Source organism: Photobacterium arenosum, from assembly GCF_014841115.1.
In the GTDB taxonomy this organism is placed as follows: domain Bacteria; phylum Pseudomonadota; class Gammaproteobacteria; order Enterobacterales; family Vibrionaceae; genus Photobacterium; species Photobacterium arenosum.
Map to the genome: position 1 here is coordinate 96,504 of NZ_JACYTP010000002.1, position 16,779 is coordinate 113,282.

Annotated in this window: 17 protein-coding genes; 8 read left to right on the forward strand and 9 right to left on the reverse strand. The window is 50.4% G+C overall.

Features of this window, described 5'->3' with window-relative positions:
- Window positions 1–7 precede the first annotated feature (7 nt).
- Window positions 8–949, forward strand: a complete 942-nt coding sequence (locus IFO68_RS03610; RefSeq protein WP_192014631.1) for a flagellar motor protein MotB — start codon at window positions 8–10, stop codon at window positions 947–949.
- Window positions 950–1,152: 203 nt separating this feature from the next.
- Window positions 1,153–2,601 (forward strand): tRNA uracil 4-sulfurtransferase ThiI, encoded by a 1,449-nt coding sequence (gene thiI / locus IFO68_RS03615; RefSeq protein WP_192014632.1) that lies wholly within the window; start codon window positions 1,153–1,155, stop codon window positions 2,599–2,601.
- Window positions 2,602–2,794: 193 nt separating this feature from the next.
- Here thiI and IFO68_RS03620 read toward each other — a convergent pair whose 3' ends face one another.
- The 9 genes from IFO68_RS03620 to IFO68_RS03660 form a co-directional block, all read right to left on the reverse strand.
- The gene (locus tag IFO68_RS03620) at window positions 2,795–3,424 is read right to left on the reverse strand and encodes a DJ-1 family glyoxalase III (RefSeq protein ID WP_192014633.1); all 630 of its coding nucleotides are present in this window, start codon (window positions 3,422–3,424) and stop codon (window positions 2,795–2,797) included.
- On the reverse strand, window positions 3,417–4,316 hold the full coding sequence (gene panE, locus IFO68_RS03625) for a 2-dehydropantoate 2-reductase (protein WP_192014634.1): 900 nt from the start codon (window positions 4,314–4,316) through the stop codon (window positions 3,417–3,419). Before panE ends, IFO68_RS03620 begins: the two co-directional genes overlap by 8 nt.
- A gap of 105 nt (window positions 4,317–4,421) precedes the next feature.
- Entirely contained in the window at window positions 4,422–5,234 is an 813-nt protein-coding gene (locus IFO68_RS03630; RefSeq protein WP_192014635.1) for a nucleoside-specific channel-forming Tsx family protein, read from the reverse strand.
- A 300-nt stretch (window positions 5,235–5,534) separates the two neighbouring features.
- Complete coding sequence (locus IFO68_RS03635) at window positions 5,535–6,323, reverse strand: nucleoside-specific channel-forming Tsx family protein (RefSeq protein WP_192014636.1); 789 nt, start codon at window positions 6,321–6,323, stop codon at window positions 5,535–5,537.
- Window positions 6,324–6,718: 395 nt separating this feature from the next.
- Window positions 6,719–8,083: an AmpG family muropeptide MFS transporter gene (locus IFO68_RS03640; RefSeq protein ID WP_192014637.1), complete on the reverse strand. Its 1,365-nt coding sequence runs from the start codon at window positions 8,081–8,083 to the stop codon at window positions 6,719–6,721.
- 126 nt (window positions 8,084–8,209) lie between these two features.
- Window positions 8,210–8,572, reverse strand: a complete 363-nt coding sequence (locus IFO68_RS03645; protein WP_192014638.1) for a hypothetical protein — start codon at window positions 8,570–8,572, stop codon at window positions 8,210–8,212.
- Window positions 8,573–8,614: 42 nt separating this feature from the next.
- Window positions 8,615–9,169 (reverse strand): peptidylprolyl isomerase, encoded by a 555-nt coding sequence (locus tag IFO68_RS03650; protein ID WP_192014639.1) that lies wholly within the window; start codon window positions 9,167–9,169, stop codon window positions 8,615–8,617.
- The gene (locus tag IFO68_RS03655; RefSeq protein WP_192014640.1) at window positions 9,169–9,738 is read right to left on the reverse strand and encodes a YajG family lipoprotein; all 570 of its coding nucleotides are present in this window, start codon (window positions 9,736–9,738) and stop codon (window positions 9,169–9,171) included. Before IFO68_RS03655 ends, IFO68_RS03650 begins: the two co-directional genes overlap by 1 nt.
- Before the next feature lie 57 nt (window positions 9,739–9,795).
- The gene (locus tag IFO68_RS03660) at window positions 9,796–10,938 is read right to left on the reverse strand and encodes a methyltransferase (protein ID WP_192014641.1); all 1,143 of its coding nucleotides are present in this window, start codon (window positions 10,936–10,938) and stop codon (window positions 9,796–9,798) included.
- Window positions 10,939–11,121: 183 nt separating this feature from the next.
- Between IFO68_RS03660 and bolA the strand changes: the two genes are divergently transcribed.
- The 6 genes from bolA to nqrE all read left to right on the forward strand — a co-directional run bounded on the left by bolA (window position 11,122) and on the right by nqrE (window position 16,758).
- On the forward strand, window positions 11,122–11,433 hold the full coding sequence (bolA, locus tag IFO68_RS03665) for a transcriptional regulator BolA (protein WP_161445517.1): 312 nt from the start codon (window positions 11,122–11,124) through the stop codon (window positions 11,431–11,433).
- A gap of 726 nt (window positions 11,434–12,159) precedes the next feature.
- Complete coding sequence (locus IFO68_RS03670) at window positions 12,160–13,500, forward strand: Na(+)-translocating NADH-quinone reductase subunit A (protein WP_192014642.1); 1,341 nt, start codon at window positions 12,160–12,162, stop codon at window positions 13,498–13,500.
- Window positions 13,501–13,503: 3 nt separating this feature from the next.
- Window positions 13,504–14,748: an NADH:ubiquinone reductase (Na(+)-transporting) subunit B gene (locus IFO68_RS03675; protein WP_192014643.1), complete on the forward strand. Its 1,245-nt coding sequence runs from the start codon at window positions 13,504–13,506 to the stop codon at window positions 14,746–14,748.
- Complete coding sequence (locus IFO68_RS03680; RefSeq protein WP_192014644.1) at window positions 14,738–15,529, forward strand: Na(+)-translocating NADH-quinone reductase subunit C; 792 nt, start codon at window positions 14,738–14,740, stop codon at window positions 15,527–15,529. The genes IFO68_RS03675 and IFO68_RS03680 overlap by 11 nt, the downstream gene beginning before the upstream one ends.
- On the forward strand, window positions 15,522–16,154 hold the full coding sequence (locus IFO68_RS03685; RefSeq protein ID WP_192014645.1) for an NADH:ubiquinone reductase (Na(+)-transporting) subunit D: 633 nt from the start codon (window positions 15,522–15,524) through the stop codon (window positions 16,152–16,154). Before IFO68_RS03680 ends, IFO68_RS03685 begins: the two co-directional genes overlap by 8 nt.
- A 7-nt stretch (window positions 16,155–16,161) precedes the next feature.
- Window positions 16,162–16,758 (forward strand): NADH:ubiquinone reductase (Na(+)-transporting) subunit E, encoded by a 597-nt coding sequence (gene nqrE / locus IFO68_RS03690; protein ID WP_192014646.1) that lies wholly within the window; start codon window positions 16,162–16,164, stop codon window positions 16,756–16,758.
- Window positions 16,759–16,779: the final 21 nt, after the last annotated feature.

Consider the following 16,779-nt stretch of genomic DNA (forward strand, 5'->3'; position numbering starts at 1 on the left):
GCTGGTGATGGATGAGACCGAATGCAATTGTAAGAAAGGGACACCGGCCTGGATGGCAACGTTCGCCGATCTGGCGACCCTGCTGATGTGTTTCTTCGTGCTGCTGTTGTCATTTTCTGAGCTGGACGTCCTGAAGTTCAAGCAAATTGCAGGTTCTCTGAAATTTGCCTTTGGTGTGCAGAACATGGTGGAGGTGAAAGACATTCCAAAAGGCACCAGTGTTATTGCACAGGAATTTCGTCCGGGGCGGCCTGAGCCCACCCCGATTGAAGTCATCATGCAGCAAACCATTGACATGACGCAGCGGACGCTGGACTTTCATGAAGGTGAATCGGATAAGGCCGGCGGTACGAAACGCGAAGCCGGTAAGCTGACTGGTGGGCGCTCCGAGCATACCGCCACCCAGATGAACCAGAATACTCAGTCGGAAATGACCCAAGCTCAGCAGCAACTGGCTGATGTCTTGCAAACGGCCCTTGAGCGAGAAATACAGGAAAATCTGATTGAGGTTGAAAACCTGGGTCAGCAGGTGGTGATCCGTATTCGTGAAAAAGGGGCATTTCCGGAAGGGTCGGCTTTTCTGCAACCCAAATTTCGTCCGCTGGTGCGCCAGGTGGCTGATCTGGTCAAAGACGTGCCTGGCGTGATTACCGTTTCTGGTCATACTGATAATCAACGTCTGGATTCAGAGTTGTATCGCTCCAACTGGGACTTGTCGGCACAGCGAGCTGTGTCCGTTGCTCAGGAAATGGAAAAAGTGCAAGGCTTTGATCATAACCGGATGCGTGTGCTGGGACTGGCAGATACCTCGCCGCTGGACAGCAATGACACCCTGGATGGACGTAAACGTAACCGCCGGGTAGAAATTGCCATCATGCAGGGTAAACCGCATTTTACCAATGAACTGACCAGCGACCCGGCAGGGGAATCTGCCGTCCCGTCAAATTAAGCCTACAATCTGAATAAGGACATGATGCGCGTTCGCCTGACAGGGCGAACACGCATCAGGCGGCGAGGGCAAGAGCCATGATGGACCGCGTGTCTGTGAATCTCTGCAATCGCCGTTTTTCTGATAATCCTTTGTATTTCAGCGACCGCTTGCTTGCTGTATAATCCGCGCCTTTAGTTAGGCCCTGTGAAGCGAAGCATGTTATGAAATTTATTGTAAAGCCCCATCCAGAGATTTTTGTAAAGAGTGAATCAGTGCGGAAGCGCTTTACCAAAATCCTGGAGTGCAATATCCGCATTATCCTTCAGCGCCTGTCTGATCAAGTGGCTGTGTACAACCGACGCAGCTACATTGATGTCACAGTGAAGGACGACAGCCTCCGTGATCAGGTTCTGACCGTACTGACCCAGACGCCTGGGATTCATCATGTGCTGGAAGTCAAACAAACCGGTTTTACCGATATGCACGATATCTTCGAGCAGACTCTGGCCCATGTCGGCAACGAGCTTGACGGCAAAACCTTTTGTGTGCGCGCCAAGCGGGTTGGTAAACACGATTTCACCTCCATTGAGCTGGAACGTTACGTCGGCGGTGGTCTGAATCAGGCCTTTGAAAGTGCGAAAGTGCAACTGAAAAATCCGCAGGTGACGGTCAATATTGAAGTGGACGGCGAGAAACTCAACCAGGTGCTTGCCCGCCATAAAGGGCTGGGTGGCTTCCCGCTGGGTACTCAGGAAGATGTATTGAGCCTGATCTCAGGCGGTTTCGATTCCGGTGTGTCCAGCTATCTGCACATCAAGCGCGGCAGTAAAGTGCATTACTGTTTCTTCAATCTTGGCGGTCCGGCACACGAAATTGGTGTGAAGCAGGTTGCTCACTATCTGTGGAAGAAATTCGGCTCTTCGGCCAAAGTGAAGTTCATTGCCATTGATTTTGAACCTGTTGTGGCAGAAATCCTGGAAAATGTTGATGACGGCCAGATGGGCGTGGTGCTCAAGCGTATGTTCATGCGCGCGGCAGGCCAGGTTGCTGAACGTTTTGGTATTCAGGCACTGGTGACCGGCGAAGCACTGGGTCAGGTTTCAAGCCAGACGCTGACCAATCTGCGTCATATCGACAACGTGACAGATTCGCTGATCCTTCGTCCGCTGATCAACTGGGACAAAGAAGATATTATCAATATTGCCCGTGATATCGGTACGGAAGACTTTGCCAAGACCATGCCTGAATTTTGTGGTGTGATTTCGAAAAGCCCGACCGTGAAGGCGGTGAAAGAGAAACTGGAAACCGAAGAAGCCAAGTTTGATTTTGCGGTGCTGGATCGTGTGGTGAGTGAAGCCCGTATCCTTGATATCCGCGACATCGAAAAAGAAAGTCAGGAGCAGGCGCCTGAGATTGAGTTGGTGGATCAGATTGACGGCAACAGCACAGTGCTGGATATCCGCAGCCCGGATGAAGAAGATGAAAGCCCGCTGCATATCGAAGGGGTTGAAATCAAGCATTTGCCGTTTTACAAACTGGCGACCCAGTTTGGCGATTTACCTCAGGATAAAACCTACCTGCTGTATTGCGCTCGCGGTGTGATGAGCCGCTTACAGGCCCTGTACCTGAAAGAAAATGGTTTCGATAATGTGAAGGTTTATCGCCCGTAATCTTCCATTGCTTTTCGTTCCCTCCCCTTGGTAAGGGGAGGGCTAGGGTGGGGTTCGTGAGGCGATCTAGACTTTGCATTTGTGCCTTTTAACCCCCTCTTAACCTCCCCCTTGAAAAGGGGGAGGGATCGTACAGCGATGACTGAAACCACGAATATTCCCTCCTCTTACGAATTATGAAGGGGAGGGAATATCAGCTTTTCCCAAGCACGTCATAACTCATACTTGGCCACATCACCATAGGTTCTGCCACTTTGGCGGTTGTTGCTTTCCCCAGCAGCAGGGTGATGATTTCCAGTGCAAACTCTTGCGAAGTGCCCGGTGCCTGGCTGGTCAGCAGATTATTGTTCACATCAAACATCACGCGACGACCTTCACGGCGACGGTGCTCAGGAATACGATTAACAAAGGCCGGGTGAGCCGTCATCAGCGCGTCCGGATACAGCTGGTGATGTTCCAGCACCACAGCAGGTGCGGCACAGATCGCCGCCACAAGCTTACCGTCGTATTTATGCTGTTTAATGAATTCAACCGTCAGTGTGCTGTCTCTGAGATATTCTGCGCCAGGCAGCCCGCCGGGCAGTACCACGCAGTCGAACGGTTCATCCGCAATCTCAACCAGCGGGCAGTCCGCTGTCAGTGTAATGCCCTGCGAGCCTTTCATCGCCAGTGCCCCATCCTCAGCCACGCTGGCAATGGTGACTTGCATGCCGGCCCTGATCAGAATATCAACCGTGTTGATGACTTCCATTTCCTCACTGCCGGGGGCAATACAGACCGCCACTTTGGGGGGCCGGACTGAGGATTGTTGTGGGTTAGCCATAGTTTTGCTCCAAATGTTTTATCTGTTGCCACAAGGCGACGTTCGCCGGGGTGGCAAGCTGAAAGTGGTGTGCCTGCTCAATCAGAAAGCCGGTAATGGCGTCGATTTCTGTCGGCCGCCGGTTGGCAACATCCTGCTGCATGGATGAGCAGTTGGCCGCCGTGGCTTTGATCACTGTCAGGGTACGTTGCCAGAGAGCGTCTGCGCTGGTGGTGTAGCCGACGGCTGTCATGACAGCCGCAACTTCGCGGCAGACAGCCGTCAGTTCGGCACTAAAATCCGGCGCAGCCAGATCGCCATTGCGGCATTGGTGGATGGCCGTCAGCGGATTGATGGCGCAATTGATCGCCAGTTTCTGCCATTGCGGATAGTGAATATCATCATGCCACTGGCAGGGAGCCAGAGCCGTGTCCAGCATCCCAGCCAGTGCCTGCCACTGATTGCCGGCTGCATTTACAGCGCCCAGCCAGGTCGGGCCAGATCCTGTATGGCGTACGCTGTGGCTGTCGACACGTAACGCCGCCTGAGAGGTGGTTGCATACAGTACCGGGTTATCTGGCAGCAGTTGCAGCACCTCGTTTTCGGTACCCATGCCGTTGTGCATCACAATCACAGGCGTTGAGGCGTCCAGCCAGGGGGCGATGCTCTTTATTGCCTCGGAGACCTGAAAGGCTTTTACTGTGATCAGAACGATATCGCTGCGGCTGAGCTGGTCGGGCTGATTGCAGCAAAAGGTGAAAGCGTCCAGATTCGTCGTATCAATACCTTGCCAGTTCAACGTATAGGTACTGTCAGTCTGGCGGCGCCAAAGGTGTACGGTGTGGCCTTGTCTGGCCAGAGCTCCTGCCCAGAGGCTGCCTATGGCGCCAGCGCCGACTAAGGTAATGTTCACGGTATTGCCTTTTGGGAAAGGGATCACTGAAGCCTATTGTAGCGGCTGTGAAATCAAGGGGTAAAGCAAAAGTCCGGATACCTGAGTACCCGGACCGGATGTTATTCAGAATTTATAGGTGACAGAGAAATAATGGGATGGGCCGGTTGACTCAAAGCTATCTGAATCTTCAATCAGGTAAACATCATAGAAGAGTTTCAGGCCGTATCCGACGGAAAAGCGATCGGAGTGCCAGTAAAGCCCGTTGAACCAGTTCCCGCCATGTGTGGCCTGGGAATTGCCGTTAAACTCATCATCTGCCCCGAACTGGTAATCAATATAGCCCTGATAGGAAATGAATGAGCCATTATCAAAGGTATAGAAGGGTTTAAACCAGTTGGTGGATATCTGGTAGCCGTTCCAGTCTTTCGCGTTGACATCATACAAGCCATACAGATTCAGGCCCACTTTACCAAACCAGGGCACAATGATATCGGAGCCAATCCCCCAGAAGGAATTATTGACGTCATGCGCACCGCCTCCCCAGTTGAACAGGGTGGCAAAATAGAGTTCCTGCACCGGGCCGAATGAGAGATCGGTTTTGGTTAATGCATCGAGCGAAACCCGTGGTGCAAACTTCATGAACATTTTGGGTCTGTCTTTCTTGTCACTGGCATCGCTTTCTGTCAGATCGAAGAAATCCACATAGCCGTAAAGGTCAAAAATACCCGACCGACCACCAAATTCCATTTCCAGATAGTCATGACCGGATGGATCGCTGGGCGCACGGGGATACTCTTCCAGTGCGTACATCAGATTGAACTGAAACCATTTATAGTCATTTTTATGGATATCGCCGTCAGTGTAGTCAGCGGCAAAAGCGGTTCCGGGACATACCAGTGCTGCTCCAAGAGCCAAAGCTAAACGAGTCTGTTTCATGTTGGCGTTCTCACTTATCGTTGCCATTGCTTAGTAACACTTCTGCCAAGAGGCTTGTTTCTTAACAGAAAGACAGTGTCTAACTTAAAAGATTAGTGGATTGCGGATGGGATGCCTTAGAAGTAAGAAAATAATCTGTGCTCTGGAGAGTGATACAGATCGTAACTTTAGAAATCAGTCAGAAAATCAGTCAGATGAGAGGGTTTGGCAGGAGAATAAAATCGTCTCAGGAGTTAGAACGAAAACAAAGGCGCCGGGAAGGCGCCTTTGCAGGATTCAGAGTGTTGCTCAGGGCAAGCCTCAGAACTTGTAAGTCACGCTGACATAGTGGCTGATACCGGTCGATTTGAGGGAATCAGAGTCTTTAATACCGTACACGTCTTTGTAGGCTTTCAGGCCGTAACCCACCGCATAGCGCTCAGAGTGCCAGTAGATACCGTTGAACATGACGCCGCCGTTGCTGGCAGAAGAGTACTCTTCTTTCATCTCAAACTGGTAATCAATGTAGCCCTGGTATGACACGAAGCTGCCGTTGTCCAGGGTATAGAAAGGTTTGAACCAGTTGGTCGAAATCTGGTAACCGTTCCAGTCTTTTTGGTTCATGTCATATAGGCCGTACAGGTTCAGGCCGATTTTGCCCAGCCAAGGTACGTTCACATCTGAGCCAAGACCAACGAAAGAGTTGTTTACGCCGTCAGCGCTGCCATCCCAGTTGAACAAAGTTGCTACATAAAGTTCTTGAACTGGACCAAAAGACAGGTCGGTCTGGGTCAGAGCATCCAGAGAAACACGTGGCGCAAACTTCATGAACATTTTTGGTCTACCAGCTTTATCGCTGTCTGGATCGCTGGTCAGGTTGAAGATGTCGACATAACCGTACAGATCGAAGATACCGGAACGGCCGCCGAATTCCATTTCCAGATAGTCGTGGCTGGATTCGCCTGGCAGCTCGTCAAATGCGTACATCAGGTTGAACTGAGACCATTTGTAGTCGTTCTTGTGGATATTACCGTCGGTGTAATCAGCAGCATTTGTAGCAGCAGACAGGGAAGCTGCCAGTACACTCAGTGCAACAAGGGATTTACGCATCGTCAACTCTCGCTAATTGAATTAAAACACCGGACTTTTTTGACTAGTCCGTATCAATGGCGGGAAGTATATTGTTTGATGTCACTAATGTGAATGTAACAAAAGACCAGTTGTTTTTTGATTGTGAGTTTGATCTTGTGTAATGGATTGCAAAAAAAATCAAAAGTGATTTTGATCTCTTTTTGTTCGCTATTGGATGTAATTTTTCTGATCTAAATGAGTAATAGGTCAGTTATTGCCCATGTCTGGTATGCGGGAAAGTTAACTGAGATCAAATAAAGTCAACTTGAGAGTCAAAATTATCAACAGATATAGAAACAGAGGGGAGAGGGGCAAGCTATCTGGCCTGACATGTTGGAACGCTCAGGCCAGATAAAGTTCCCGGACAAGGTTATTTAGTTCTGATGAGGGGCGTATTTCGCCACCGCTTTGATGAGGATCAGTACAGGTAAGCCGATCAATGCGGTACTCAGAAAGAACATGTTATAGCCCCAGTGATCAACAAACAGGCCTGAAAAACCGGCAAGAAATTTCGGGAACAGCAACATGATGGAGCTGAAAAGGGCATATTGGGTAGCAGAGAACGCCACGTTGGTCAGGCCGGACATAAAGGCAATAAAGGCAGCGGTGGCAATGCCCGCACTCAGGTTATCAATCGAGATCACCAAAGTCAGCATAGGCAGGCTGTTGCCGATATAGGTAAAGGCCATAAACAGCAGGTTAGTGAATGCGGCCAGCACAGCGCCCAGAGCCAGAATCCGCAGCGTGTTATAGCGGTAAATTAATATACCGCCCAGGCCCGCACCAGCCAGTGTCATGATTACGCCGTATATTTTCGAGACAGAAGCTACTTCGGTTTTGCTGAACCCCATATCAACATAGAAAGCATTGGCCATCACGCCCATGACGACATCTGAGATACGGTAACAGCCGATCAGCGCCAGCAGCAGCAGGCCGGCTCTCCCATAGCGCGAGAAGAAATCGATAAAAGGCATGATCGCAGAGGTATAAAACCAGGCACACATACGGGCCAGCCAGTGCGGCATGTTCCCGGCTGCCAGTCTTTGGCGGATCTCCGCTTCCAGCGCATCCATTTCTTTGCCGTTACGTGCTGGTTCATGAATGCAAAGCGCGGTGATCAGGCCGACGGCCATAAAGCCGGCCATGATGAAATAGGCAGTTTTCCAGCCGATAGGGTCATAGCCGGTGTCTGAACCGAATAAAGCGGCAAAAGCCAGTGCGCCAGCGCCAGCCATGATCATGGCCAGTCGGTAGCCTGTCATATAAGCGGCAGCCAGCGCGGCCTGCAAGCGTTCCGTTGCCAGTTCTATCCGGTAAGCATCAATCACTATGTCCTGCGACGCGGAAGAAAACGCCACTATCACAGCAAATACCGCTAACTGGTATAAATCAATCTGCGGATTACTTAGCGCCATACCGCACAGTGAGGCGATGATCAGCAGTTGCGAGAATACCATCCAGCCACGGCGACGGCCCAATAAGCTGGACAGTACAGGTACGGGGAAGCGGTCAATCAGTGGTGACCATATCCATTTAAAGCCGTATGCGAGCGCGACCCAGCTGAAATAGCCAATGTCAGTACGGCTGACTTCTGCTTCACGCAGCCAGAATGACAGGGTACCAAAAACCAGCAAAATGGGCAGACCGGACGAAAATCCGAGTGCCAGCATGATGAGAACTTTTTTTTCGAGATATACGCGCCACCCGGTGTTCGGGCGATCGTCGACGGTATGCTCCATGTGGAGTGGCCTCTGCTACTGATTACTATCTGGTTCCAGATTTAGCGCTATAAGGTAACAGCAAGCGCGGGTGAGAAAAACCATCGGAAAGTCAAAGTGTGGTGAGTTTGGGGGCAAAGTACTGCTTTAGGGGCGAATGCCCTGCATTTTGTCGGGTGCCTCACCGATACCCAGCAGGAATTTAGCGCCGGCAGTGACACGAAACTGGATAAAGCAGTTGCCCAGCAACTGGTGTTCTTCCAGCGACTCCATCAGATGCAGCAGATACCAGTACACGGACTCATAGGTATTGTCAGGCGTACCGCTGGGGATCGACAGCAGCCACCAGTCATGCAGATGCTCTGTGCAGGTTTTTTTTAAGGAGTCGTAGCTGGTATCACCATTAATGGTGCCCAGCATAGAAACAGCCAGAGCGGGTGCGTAATCAGTAATGTGACTGGCAATTTGCTCTGTCGGCACATCCGGCATTGAGGAAACAAGTTTGAGCATAGGCACCACCCTGGCCGAAGATTAACGGCCAGGGGCGTCAATCTACTTGTTGATTAGGTTAATAGCTTTAATAACTATAGGCTGCTGAGGCACATCTTTCATACCTATTGAGCGGACTGTTGTTGTAGGAATCGCGGCCATTTTTTCAATAACTGAGAACCCTTTCACAACTTTTCCGAACACCGCATAACCCGGCTTGCCCGAGCGGCCGTCAAGAAAGGTATTGTTCTGGTAATTGATGTAGAACTGACGAGTGGCTGAATCGGCCACTTGTGTCCGCGCCATTGCTAGGGTGGCTCTTTGGTTGCTCAGGCCGTTATCTGATTCATTCTTGATAGGCTCGTAACTCGGGCGCTGCTGTAAATCGGCATCAAATCCACCACCTTGCGCCATGAATCCCGGAATAACCCGGTGGAAAATGGTGCCCACATAGCTGCCGTCTTCGACATAGCGCAGGAAGTTTTTGGTGGTGACTGGCGCTTGCTCTTCATTCAGCTCAACCACAAATTCGCCCAGACTGGTTTCAATGGCAACCTGAGTGGCGGCAGAGGCTGAAAACGAGAGTGCCAGCAGGGTGGCAGTGATAAAATGTCGCATTACAGGTTTTCCTCCATGTAGCTGTTCAGTTCAGTATCAGACTGGATGTCACGAAGTACGGCATCCATCAGACCCGTCATCGCCACTTCCATTGACTCTGTTGACGCTGTCATCGCGCCTTCCCGGGATGATTTACCCGCATAACGTTTAATGAATTTTCCGTTGGGGGTTGTCAGAACCAGCTGCAGCTGCAACTTGCTGTTCAGGGTGTGGCTGAAGGCGCTCTGTTTGACATTGACTATGGCTTCAAGAATATCCAGTCGCATTGTGTTCTGGCTTTCGTGACCAATTTGAAGGCCCTGAGAGGTCAACTGACGAGAAAGTGCGTCTTGTAATGTCAGGCGCAGGTTTTCTTTCGCGTGCAAGGGGTGAACGTTTTGATTGCCGTTATCTACCACTGCAACGAACTGGGCGGTGCGCAGGTCGCGGCTTTCAAGGGTCAGGCTTTGCCCCTCCAGGTCTGATTGTTTGGCCAGAGAAGGGGAGGGTTGGATAGAAAGCTGGGAGTCAGTCGGTGCCGTACAGGCAGTCAGCGCCAGCAGTGATACGGCGAAAATGAAGGGTTTCATCCGGTTTGTTCCTTATTAAACTGGCTGTCGTCAGCCGCAATGAGCAAAATTATGGGCTTATTTTTCAGCTTGATAAACCACAAATTTATGGTTCTGAGCAATTTTATGTACTTTAGCAAACAGGCGCTTAAGCTTTCCATCATAGCCAAGATGACGATTACCGATCACAATCAAACGTCCATGTTGCCTTAGGCTTTGCTTTGCATCACAGAACATTTGCCAGGCAATATGATCGGTAATGGTATTTTGCTGGTGGAAAGGTGGGTTGCATAACACCAGGTCTGCGTTGCTATTTGCCATACTTTCCAGGCAGTTATCTACTTTAGCCTCGAGTTGAGCCGGGTTAGTCAGATTCAGGTCAGCATTTTCCCGGCAAGACGCCACGGCCATGTAACTTTCATCGACACAAGTCACTGTTGCTTGTGGATTGAGTCTGGCTGCCTGCAAGCCAATGACCCCGTTTCCGCACCCTAAGTCGATAATGTGCTTCAGTGCCTGATCCTGAGGGATATGCTCCAGCAATAATCTGGCCCCGATGTCGAGACTTTCACCAGAAAACACATTGGCATGGTTGGTTAAGGTGAGTTTGTACTCAGGTACCTCCCAGCGCTGGGTTTCCGGCAGCGATGCCGCCAGATTTTTATCCGGCTGACAGAAAATCAGTCGTGCTTTTTTCATTGCCAGTGACGTACTGGTCGGGCCCAGATGTTTCTCGAACAGTTTGAGTGTGGAGGAATGTATGTCCCTGGCTTTAGCGGCAGCAATCACCACACAGTCTTCAGGTAAAGCGGCACAAAGCTGGGTAAGCTGCCAGATGAGCAGCCGGTTATTTTTGGGCAGCTTCAGCAGTACCAGCTGGGTCTGGGGTGGCACAGGAGCCAGGCAGTCAGCGAATTTGACGTCCGGCAGCGTGTTTGCGGCCAGATTGTGCTGGCTGGCCGTTCTTGCAATGTATGAGTCACCAACAGATACCGTCTGTCCCTGGCGGGCGAACCAGCATGCTAAGGCACCAAAGCTGTCATTCATGATCAAAACGGGGCGCTCAGCATCCAGAGTGAGCGCCTGCTTCTGCTTCATGTCTTCAACCTGGTTGATCAGGTATTCATCCGCCGCATCCCAGGCTTGCAAAGTTTCATTTTGACGAATCGGGTATCGGTTCAGTTGCAGGGTCTGGCCGTGCAGGGTGAGCTCAGGTTTCATTCAGGCTATCTTTAGGGTATGTTGTCGGGTTGAATATTTTCGCAGATGCTGACGTAGCTGCAAAGACTAACAGTGAGAAGTGTGTTGTTATGGTGAGCATAACACAGCGATTTTCAGGATATCGCCGAATTTTCATTCGCTACTCTTGCACAGACACCTAGCATGCCAGCGTCAGGAGGCCATATGATCCAGGAACGCATTGAACAGAAACTGCAAGCCGCATTGTCACCGACCCATCTGGAAGTGCACAATGAAAGCTATATGCATAATGTGCCAGAAGGCGCAGAAAGTCATTTTAAAGTGATAGTGGTCAGTAATGAATTTGAAGGTCAGCGTCTGATTGGTCGCCATAGAGCAATTAATACAGTACTGGCAGATGAGCTGGCCAATCACATTCATGCGCTGGCGATTCACACTTACACACCGGATGAATGGCAGGCGCAGCAGTCTGCACCGGCTTCTCCCGCTTGTTTGGGTGGTAGTAAGTTTGGTTAAGATATGATGACTACATCAAGTGATTGAACAGTGGTGAATCGCTCGTTGATCAAAAACCGCATCTTGTTGCGGTTTTTTACAGTCCGAAGTTTGAAGTTGATAGTCATCAATAATTGAGCCATGGCGTAGTATACGCACCGTTAAGTCACAGAGTGTCCTGTGATTGTCCCGCTGCTGGTCTTGTGGCGCAGGGCTGCTTAGTTAGCAAGCCTATTCTCATTTCAGGCGACTATAATGAGTCCCGAATGTGGTGAAATGTTCGGTGATGCCTTAGCTGCCGGATGAAAACATATGTTGCAAATTCGATGCGGTTTTGCGTCGAATTTTACTGTTTTATGACCATCGAATGCGTTAGTTTTACCGACTGTCCTTTGGTGTTGACGTTTTGATACCAATTTGTAAATAGCAGAAAAATACAATTTTCGAGGCGACAAGCAGAAGATTCAGCGCAAGTGTGCGTTGGGTCAAATTTATCTGTTCTCGTGATTATTAGCACATCAGCTATCGCTGAATTTCAGTTCGATTAGCGAGGTTTGCCATAGTAAAAACCTGTTGATTAATGCTAAAATCCGGCCCTCGAAAAAACTCGTCATCTTAATGTGTGATGGAAGAGTTAATAGGATGTTGCGGCGCTGGTTGCTGGAAAACCGGCCTCGGACCAAGGAAAGTCGTGTCTAAGTTGCGCAATAACAAGTTCTTTTTCCCGTTAATGTAGTGCAAGTGCGTATGATTACAATAAAGAAGGGGCTGGATATCCCAATTGCAGGGACTCCTACCCAGGCGATAAATGATGGTAAGTCCATCTCTCGAGTCGCCTTGCTTGGCGAAGAATACGTGGGTATGCGTCCAACCATGCATGTCCGCGTAGGGGATGCAGTAAAAAAAGGTCAGGTGCTCTTCGAAGATAAGAAGAACCCAGGCGTTAAATTTACTGCTCCAGCCAGTGGCAAGGTTGTGGAAGTCAACCGTGGAGCTAAGCGTGTGCTTCAGTCTGTTGTCATTGATGTTGAAGGCGATGATCAAATCACCTTTAACCGCTATGACAAAGCTGGGCTGGCTCAACTGGATCGCTCTGTGATTGTAGAGCAGCTGGTTGAGTCTGGTATGTGGACAGCGTTACGTACCCGTCCATTCAGCAAGGTCCCAGCGATCGATTCTGAAACACAGGCGATTTTTGTCAATGCGATGGATTCCAACCCATTGGCAGCCAACCCAGAAGTGATTATCAACGAACAAGGCGAAGCCTTTGTTGCTGGTCTGTCGCTTCTGTCTCGTCTGAGCAGTGGCAAGGTGTATGTGTGTAAGTCAGGTGCAAGCCTGCCGCGCAGCAGCGAAGCCAATGTTGAAGAACACGTATTTAACGGACCGCACCCTGCCGGTCTGGTAGGTACGCACATCCATACTTTGTTCGGTGCTGACGCTCATAATGTTGCATGGCACCTGAACTATCAGGATGTGATTGCTTTCGGTCAGTTATTCCTGACTGGTGAGCTGTACACTCAGCGTGTTGTTTCTCTGGCAGGTCCTGCCGTTAACAACCCTCGTCTGGTTCGTACTGTTATCGGTGCGTCTGTCGAGCAGTTGACTGAATCTGAGCTGTTAACCGGTGAACTGCGTGTGCTGTCAGGTTCTGTCCTGAATGGCATTCCGGCGACTGGCCCTCATGCTTATCTCGGCCGTTACCACCTGCAGATTTCTGCGCTGCGTGAAGGTCGTGAGAAAGAGTTCATGGGCTGGATCGTTCCTGGTAAGAACAAATTCTCTGTAACACGTGCTTTCTTTAGCCAATTTTTCCCAGGCCAGCTGTACAACATGACAACCACTACCAATGGTAGTGAGCGTTCCATGGTGCCAATCGGTAACTATGAGCGTGTCATGCCGCTGGACATCGAGCCTACACTGCTATTGCGTGATCTGTGCGCCGGCGATACTGACAGTGCCCAGCAGTTGGGTGCGTTGGAGCTGGATGAAGAAGATCTGGCACTGTGTACCTTCGTGTGCCCAGGTAAGTATGAGTACGGTCCAATGCTGCGTGCATGCCTGGACAAGATTGAGAAGGAAGGATAATTCATGAGCCTCAAGAATTACCTCGAGCAGATCGAACACCACTTTGAGCCAGGTGGTAAGCATGAGAAATGGTTTGCACTGTATGAAGCAGTCGCCACCGTGCTGTACACCCCAGGTATTGTAACCCGTACCGGTTCTCACGTGCGTGATAGTATCGACCTGAAACGTATCATGATCATGGTCTGGTTGGCCGTATTCCCTGCCATGTTCTGGGGTATGTACAACGTAGGTCATCAGGCAGTGTTTGCCCTGAACCACCTGTATGCAGGTGATCAGCTGGCTGCCATTATCAGTGGTGACTGGCATTACTGGCTGACCGAGTCTCTGGGCGGCACCTTAGGTGCTGACGCCGGCTGGGGCAGTAAAATGCTGCTGGGTGCGACATACTTCCTGCCTATCTATGCCACGGTATTTATCGTTGGTGGCTTCTGGGAAGTACTGTTCTGTATGGTGCGTAAGCACGAAGTGAACGAAGGTTTCTTCGTGACTTCGATTCTGTTTGCGCTGATCGTTCCGCCAACATTGCCTCTGTGGCAGGCTGCACTGGGTATTACCTTTGGTGTGGTCGTGGCGAAAGAGATCTTTGGCGGTACAGGTCGTAACTTCCTGAACCCGGCTCTTGCCGGTCGTGCCTTCCTGTTCTTCGCTTACCCGGCGCAGATCTCAGGCGATCTGGTGTGGACTGCCGCTGATGGTTTCTCTGGTGCAACGGCATTGAGCCAGTGGGCAACCGGTGGCCAGACAGCAGTGGTTAACACTATCACAGGTGAAGCTGTGAGCTGGATGGATGCTTTCATTGGACGCATTCCTGGTTCAATCGGTGAAGTGTCGACTCTGTTCATTCTGATCGGCGGTGCTTTCATTGTGTATCTGGGCATTGCGTCCTGGCGCATTATTGCCGGTACCATGATAGGTATGGTTGCTGCCGCAACACTGTTTAACATCATTGGTTCCGATACCAACGCAATGTTCGCTATGCCTTGGCACTGGCATCTGGTACTGGGTGGCTTTGCCTTCGGTATGATGTTCATGGCAACCGATCCGGTTTCTGCTGCTTTTACCAATAAAGGTAAGTGGTGGTACGGTGCACTGATTGGCGTGATGGCTGTGATGGTACGTGTGGTTAACCCTGCGTTCCCGGAAGGCATGATGCTGGCGATTCTATTCGCAAACCTGTTTGCACCGCTGTTTGACCATGCAGTAATTCAAGGCAACATCAAACGGAGACTGGCTCGTCATGTCAAATAAGAATGATAGCTTTAAGAAAACGCTGATTGTTGTTGTTGTCCTGAGCCTGGTGTGCTCTATCGTGGTATCAACAGCAGCAGTCATGCTGCGCCCGATGCAGCAAGCGAATGCTAAGCTGGATGTTCAGCGCAATATCCTGTCTGTAGCTGGCCTGCTGCAAGAGGGTGTGAATGTTCCAGACACGTATAACAAGTTCATTGAACCAAAACTGGTTGAACTGAAATCCGGTAACTTCGTCGAGTCTGTCGAAGGTGAATCACCAGCAGAGTATGACCAGCGTGACGCATCAAAAACGCCGGCTCTTTCTGTGAAACTGGATCCGGCTGCTGATCCGGCGAAACTGATTCGTCGTGCGAACGTTGCCAAAGTGTATCTGGTAAAAGATGAAAACGGTCAGGTTCAGAAGCTGATTCTGCCAGTTAATGGTAAAGGACTTTGGTCCATGATGTACGCATTTGTTGCAGTTGAAACCGACGGCAACACCGTGTCTGGCATCGCTTACTATGAACAGGGTGAAACCGCTGGTCTGGGTGGTGAAGTCGTTAACCCGAAATGGCGTGCACAGTGGGAAGGCAAGAAGCTGCTTGATGATAACTTCGAACCTGCCATCCGCGTTGTGAAAGGCGGCGCGCCGGAAGGTGATATTCATGGTATCGACGGCCTGTCTGGTGCAACGCTGACGAGTAATGGCGTTCAGAACACCTTCCAGTTCTGGTTAGGTGACAACGGCTTCGGTCCGTTCCTGGCTAAAGTGCGCAATGGAGGCCTGAACAATGGCTGATACTAAAGAAATGAAAAAAGTCCTGTTGGGGCCGATCGTTAGCAATAACCCGATCGCCTTACAGGTACTGGGTGTGTGCTCAGCGCTGGCTGTAACCACTAAACTGGAAACTGCGTTCGTAATGGCGCTGGCTGTGACCTTCGTTACTGCATTTTCCAACTTCTTTGTGTCTCTGGTGCGTAACCAAATCCCTAACAGCGTACGTATTATCGCTCAGATGGCGATTATTGCCTCGTTGGTAATCGTGGTTGACCAGGTGCTGAAAGCATTCGTCTACGACATCTCTAAGCAGCTGTCTGTATTCGTTGGTCTGATCATCACCAACTGTATCGTTATGGGACGTGCAGAAGCCTATGCAATGAAATCGGCCCCATTGCCATCTCTGTTGGATGGTATTGGTAACGGTCTGGGGTACGGCTTCGTACTGCTGACAGTGGGCTTCTTCCGTGAGCTACTAGGCTCAGGTAGCATCTTCGGTGTTCAGGTACTGCCGCTGATTTCTGAAGGTGGCTGGTATCAGCCAAACGGTATCATGCTATTGGCACCGTCTGCCTTCTTCCTGATTGGCTTTATGATTTGGACAATCCGTACTTTACGTCCGGATCAAGTAGAAGCGAAGGAGTAAGGGAAACATGGAACATTATATTAGCTTGCTGGTTCGCTCGATTTTCATCGAGAACATGGCACTGTCTTTCTTCCTGGGGATGTGTACATTCCTGGCAGTCTCTAAGAAAGTAAAAACGTCTTTTGGTCTGGGTATTGCAGTAACAGTGGTACTGACAATTGCAGTGCCGATGAACAATCTGGTTTATAACCTGTTGCTGAAAGACGGCGCCATTGTTGAGGGCGTTGACCTGACGTTCCTGAACTTTATCACTTTTATCGGTGTTATCGCGGCACTGGTACAGATTCTGGAAATGATTCTGGACCGTTTCTTCCCGCCGCTGTACAACGCGCTGGGTATTTTCCTGCCGCTGATCACCGTTAACTGTGCAATCTTCGGTGGCGTATCTTTCATGGTACAGCGTGACTACAACTTCGCGGAGTCTGTGGTATACGGCTTTGGCTCTGGTGTGGGCTGGATGCTGGCTATCGTTGCCCTGGCGGGTATTCGCGAGAAGATGAAGTATTCTGACGTACCTGCCGGTCTGCGTGGCCTGGGTATCACTTTCATCTCTGTAGGTCTCATGGCGTTGGGCTTCATGTCCTTCTCCGGTGTACAGCTGTAATCAGGATAATAAGGAATAATT

What these genes read in the sequence shown, in the direction of transcription:
- IFO68_RS03610 (WP_192014631.1), top strand. Translation starts at nt 8, where the DNA reads ATGGATGAGACCGAATGCAATTGTAAGAAAGGGACACCGGCCTGGATG.
- thiI (WP_192014632.1), top strand. Translation starts at nt 1,153, where the DNA reads ATGAAATTTATTGTAAAGCCCCATCCAGAGATTTTTGTAAAGAGTGAA.
- IFO68_RS03620 (WP_192014633.1), bottom strand. Translation starts at nt 3,424, where the DNA reads ATGGCTAACCCACAACAATCCTCAGTCCGGCCCCCCAAAGTGGCGGTC.
- IFO68_RS03630 (WP_192014635.1), bottom strand. Translation starts at nt 5,234, where the DNA reads ATGAAACAGACTCGTTTAGCTTTGGCTCTTGGAGCAGCACTGGTATGT.
- IFO68_RS03635 (WP_192014636.1), bottom strand. Translation starts at nt 6,323, where the DNA reads ATGCGTAAATCCCTTGTTGCACTGAGTGTACTGGCAGCTTCCCTGTCT.
- IFO68_RS03640 (WP_192014637.1), bottom strand. Translation starts at nt 8,083, where the DNA reads ATGGAGCATACCGTCGACGATCGCCCGAACACCGGGTGGCGCGTATAT.
- IFO68_RS03645 (WP_192014638.1), bottom strand. Translation starts at nt 8,572, where the DNA reads ATGCTCAAACTTGTTTCCTCAATGCCGGATGTGCCGACAGAGCAAATT.
- IFO68_RS03650 (WP_192014639.1), bottom strand. Translation starts at nt 9,169, where the DNA reads ATGCGACATTTTATCACTGCCACCCTGCTGGCACTCTCGTTTTCAGCC.
- IFO68_RS03655 (WP_192014640.1), bottom strand. Translation starts at nt 9,738, where the DNA reads ATGAAACCCTTCATTTTCGCCGTATCACTGCTGGCGCTGACTGCCTGT.
- IFO68_RS03660 (WP_192014641.1), bottom strand. Translation starts at nt 10,938, where the DNA reads ATGAAACCTGAGCTCACCCTGCACGGCCAGACCCTGCAACTGAACCGA.
- bolA (WP_161445517.1), top strand. Translation starts at nt 11,122, where the DNA reads ATGATCCAGGAACGCATTGAACAGAAACTGCAAGCCGCATTGTCACCG.
- IFO68_RS03670 (WP_192014642.1), top strand. Translation starts at nt 12,160, where the DNA reads ATGATTACAATAAAGAAGGGGCTGGATATCCCAATTGCAGGGACTCCT.
- IFO68_RS03675 (WP_192014643.1), top strand. Translation starts at nt 13,504, where the DNA reads ATGAGCCTCAAGAATTACCTCGAGCAGATCGAACACCACTTTGAGCCA.
- IFO68_RS03680 (WP_192014644.1), top strand. Translation starts at nt 14,738, where the DNA reads ATGTCAAATAAGAATGATAGCTTTAAGAAAACGCTGATTGTTGTTGTT.
- IFO68_RS03685 (WP_192014645.1), top strand. Translation starts at nt 15,522, where the DNA reads ATGGCTGATACTAAAGAAATGAAAAAAGTCCTGTTGGGGCCGATCGTT.
- nqrE (WP_192014646.1), top strand. Translation starts at nt 16,162, where the DNA reads ATGGAACATTATATTAGCTTGCTGGTTCGCTCGATTTTCATCGAGAAC.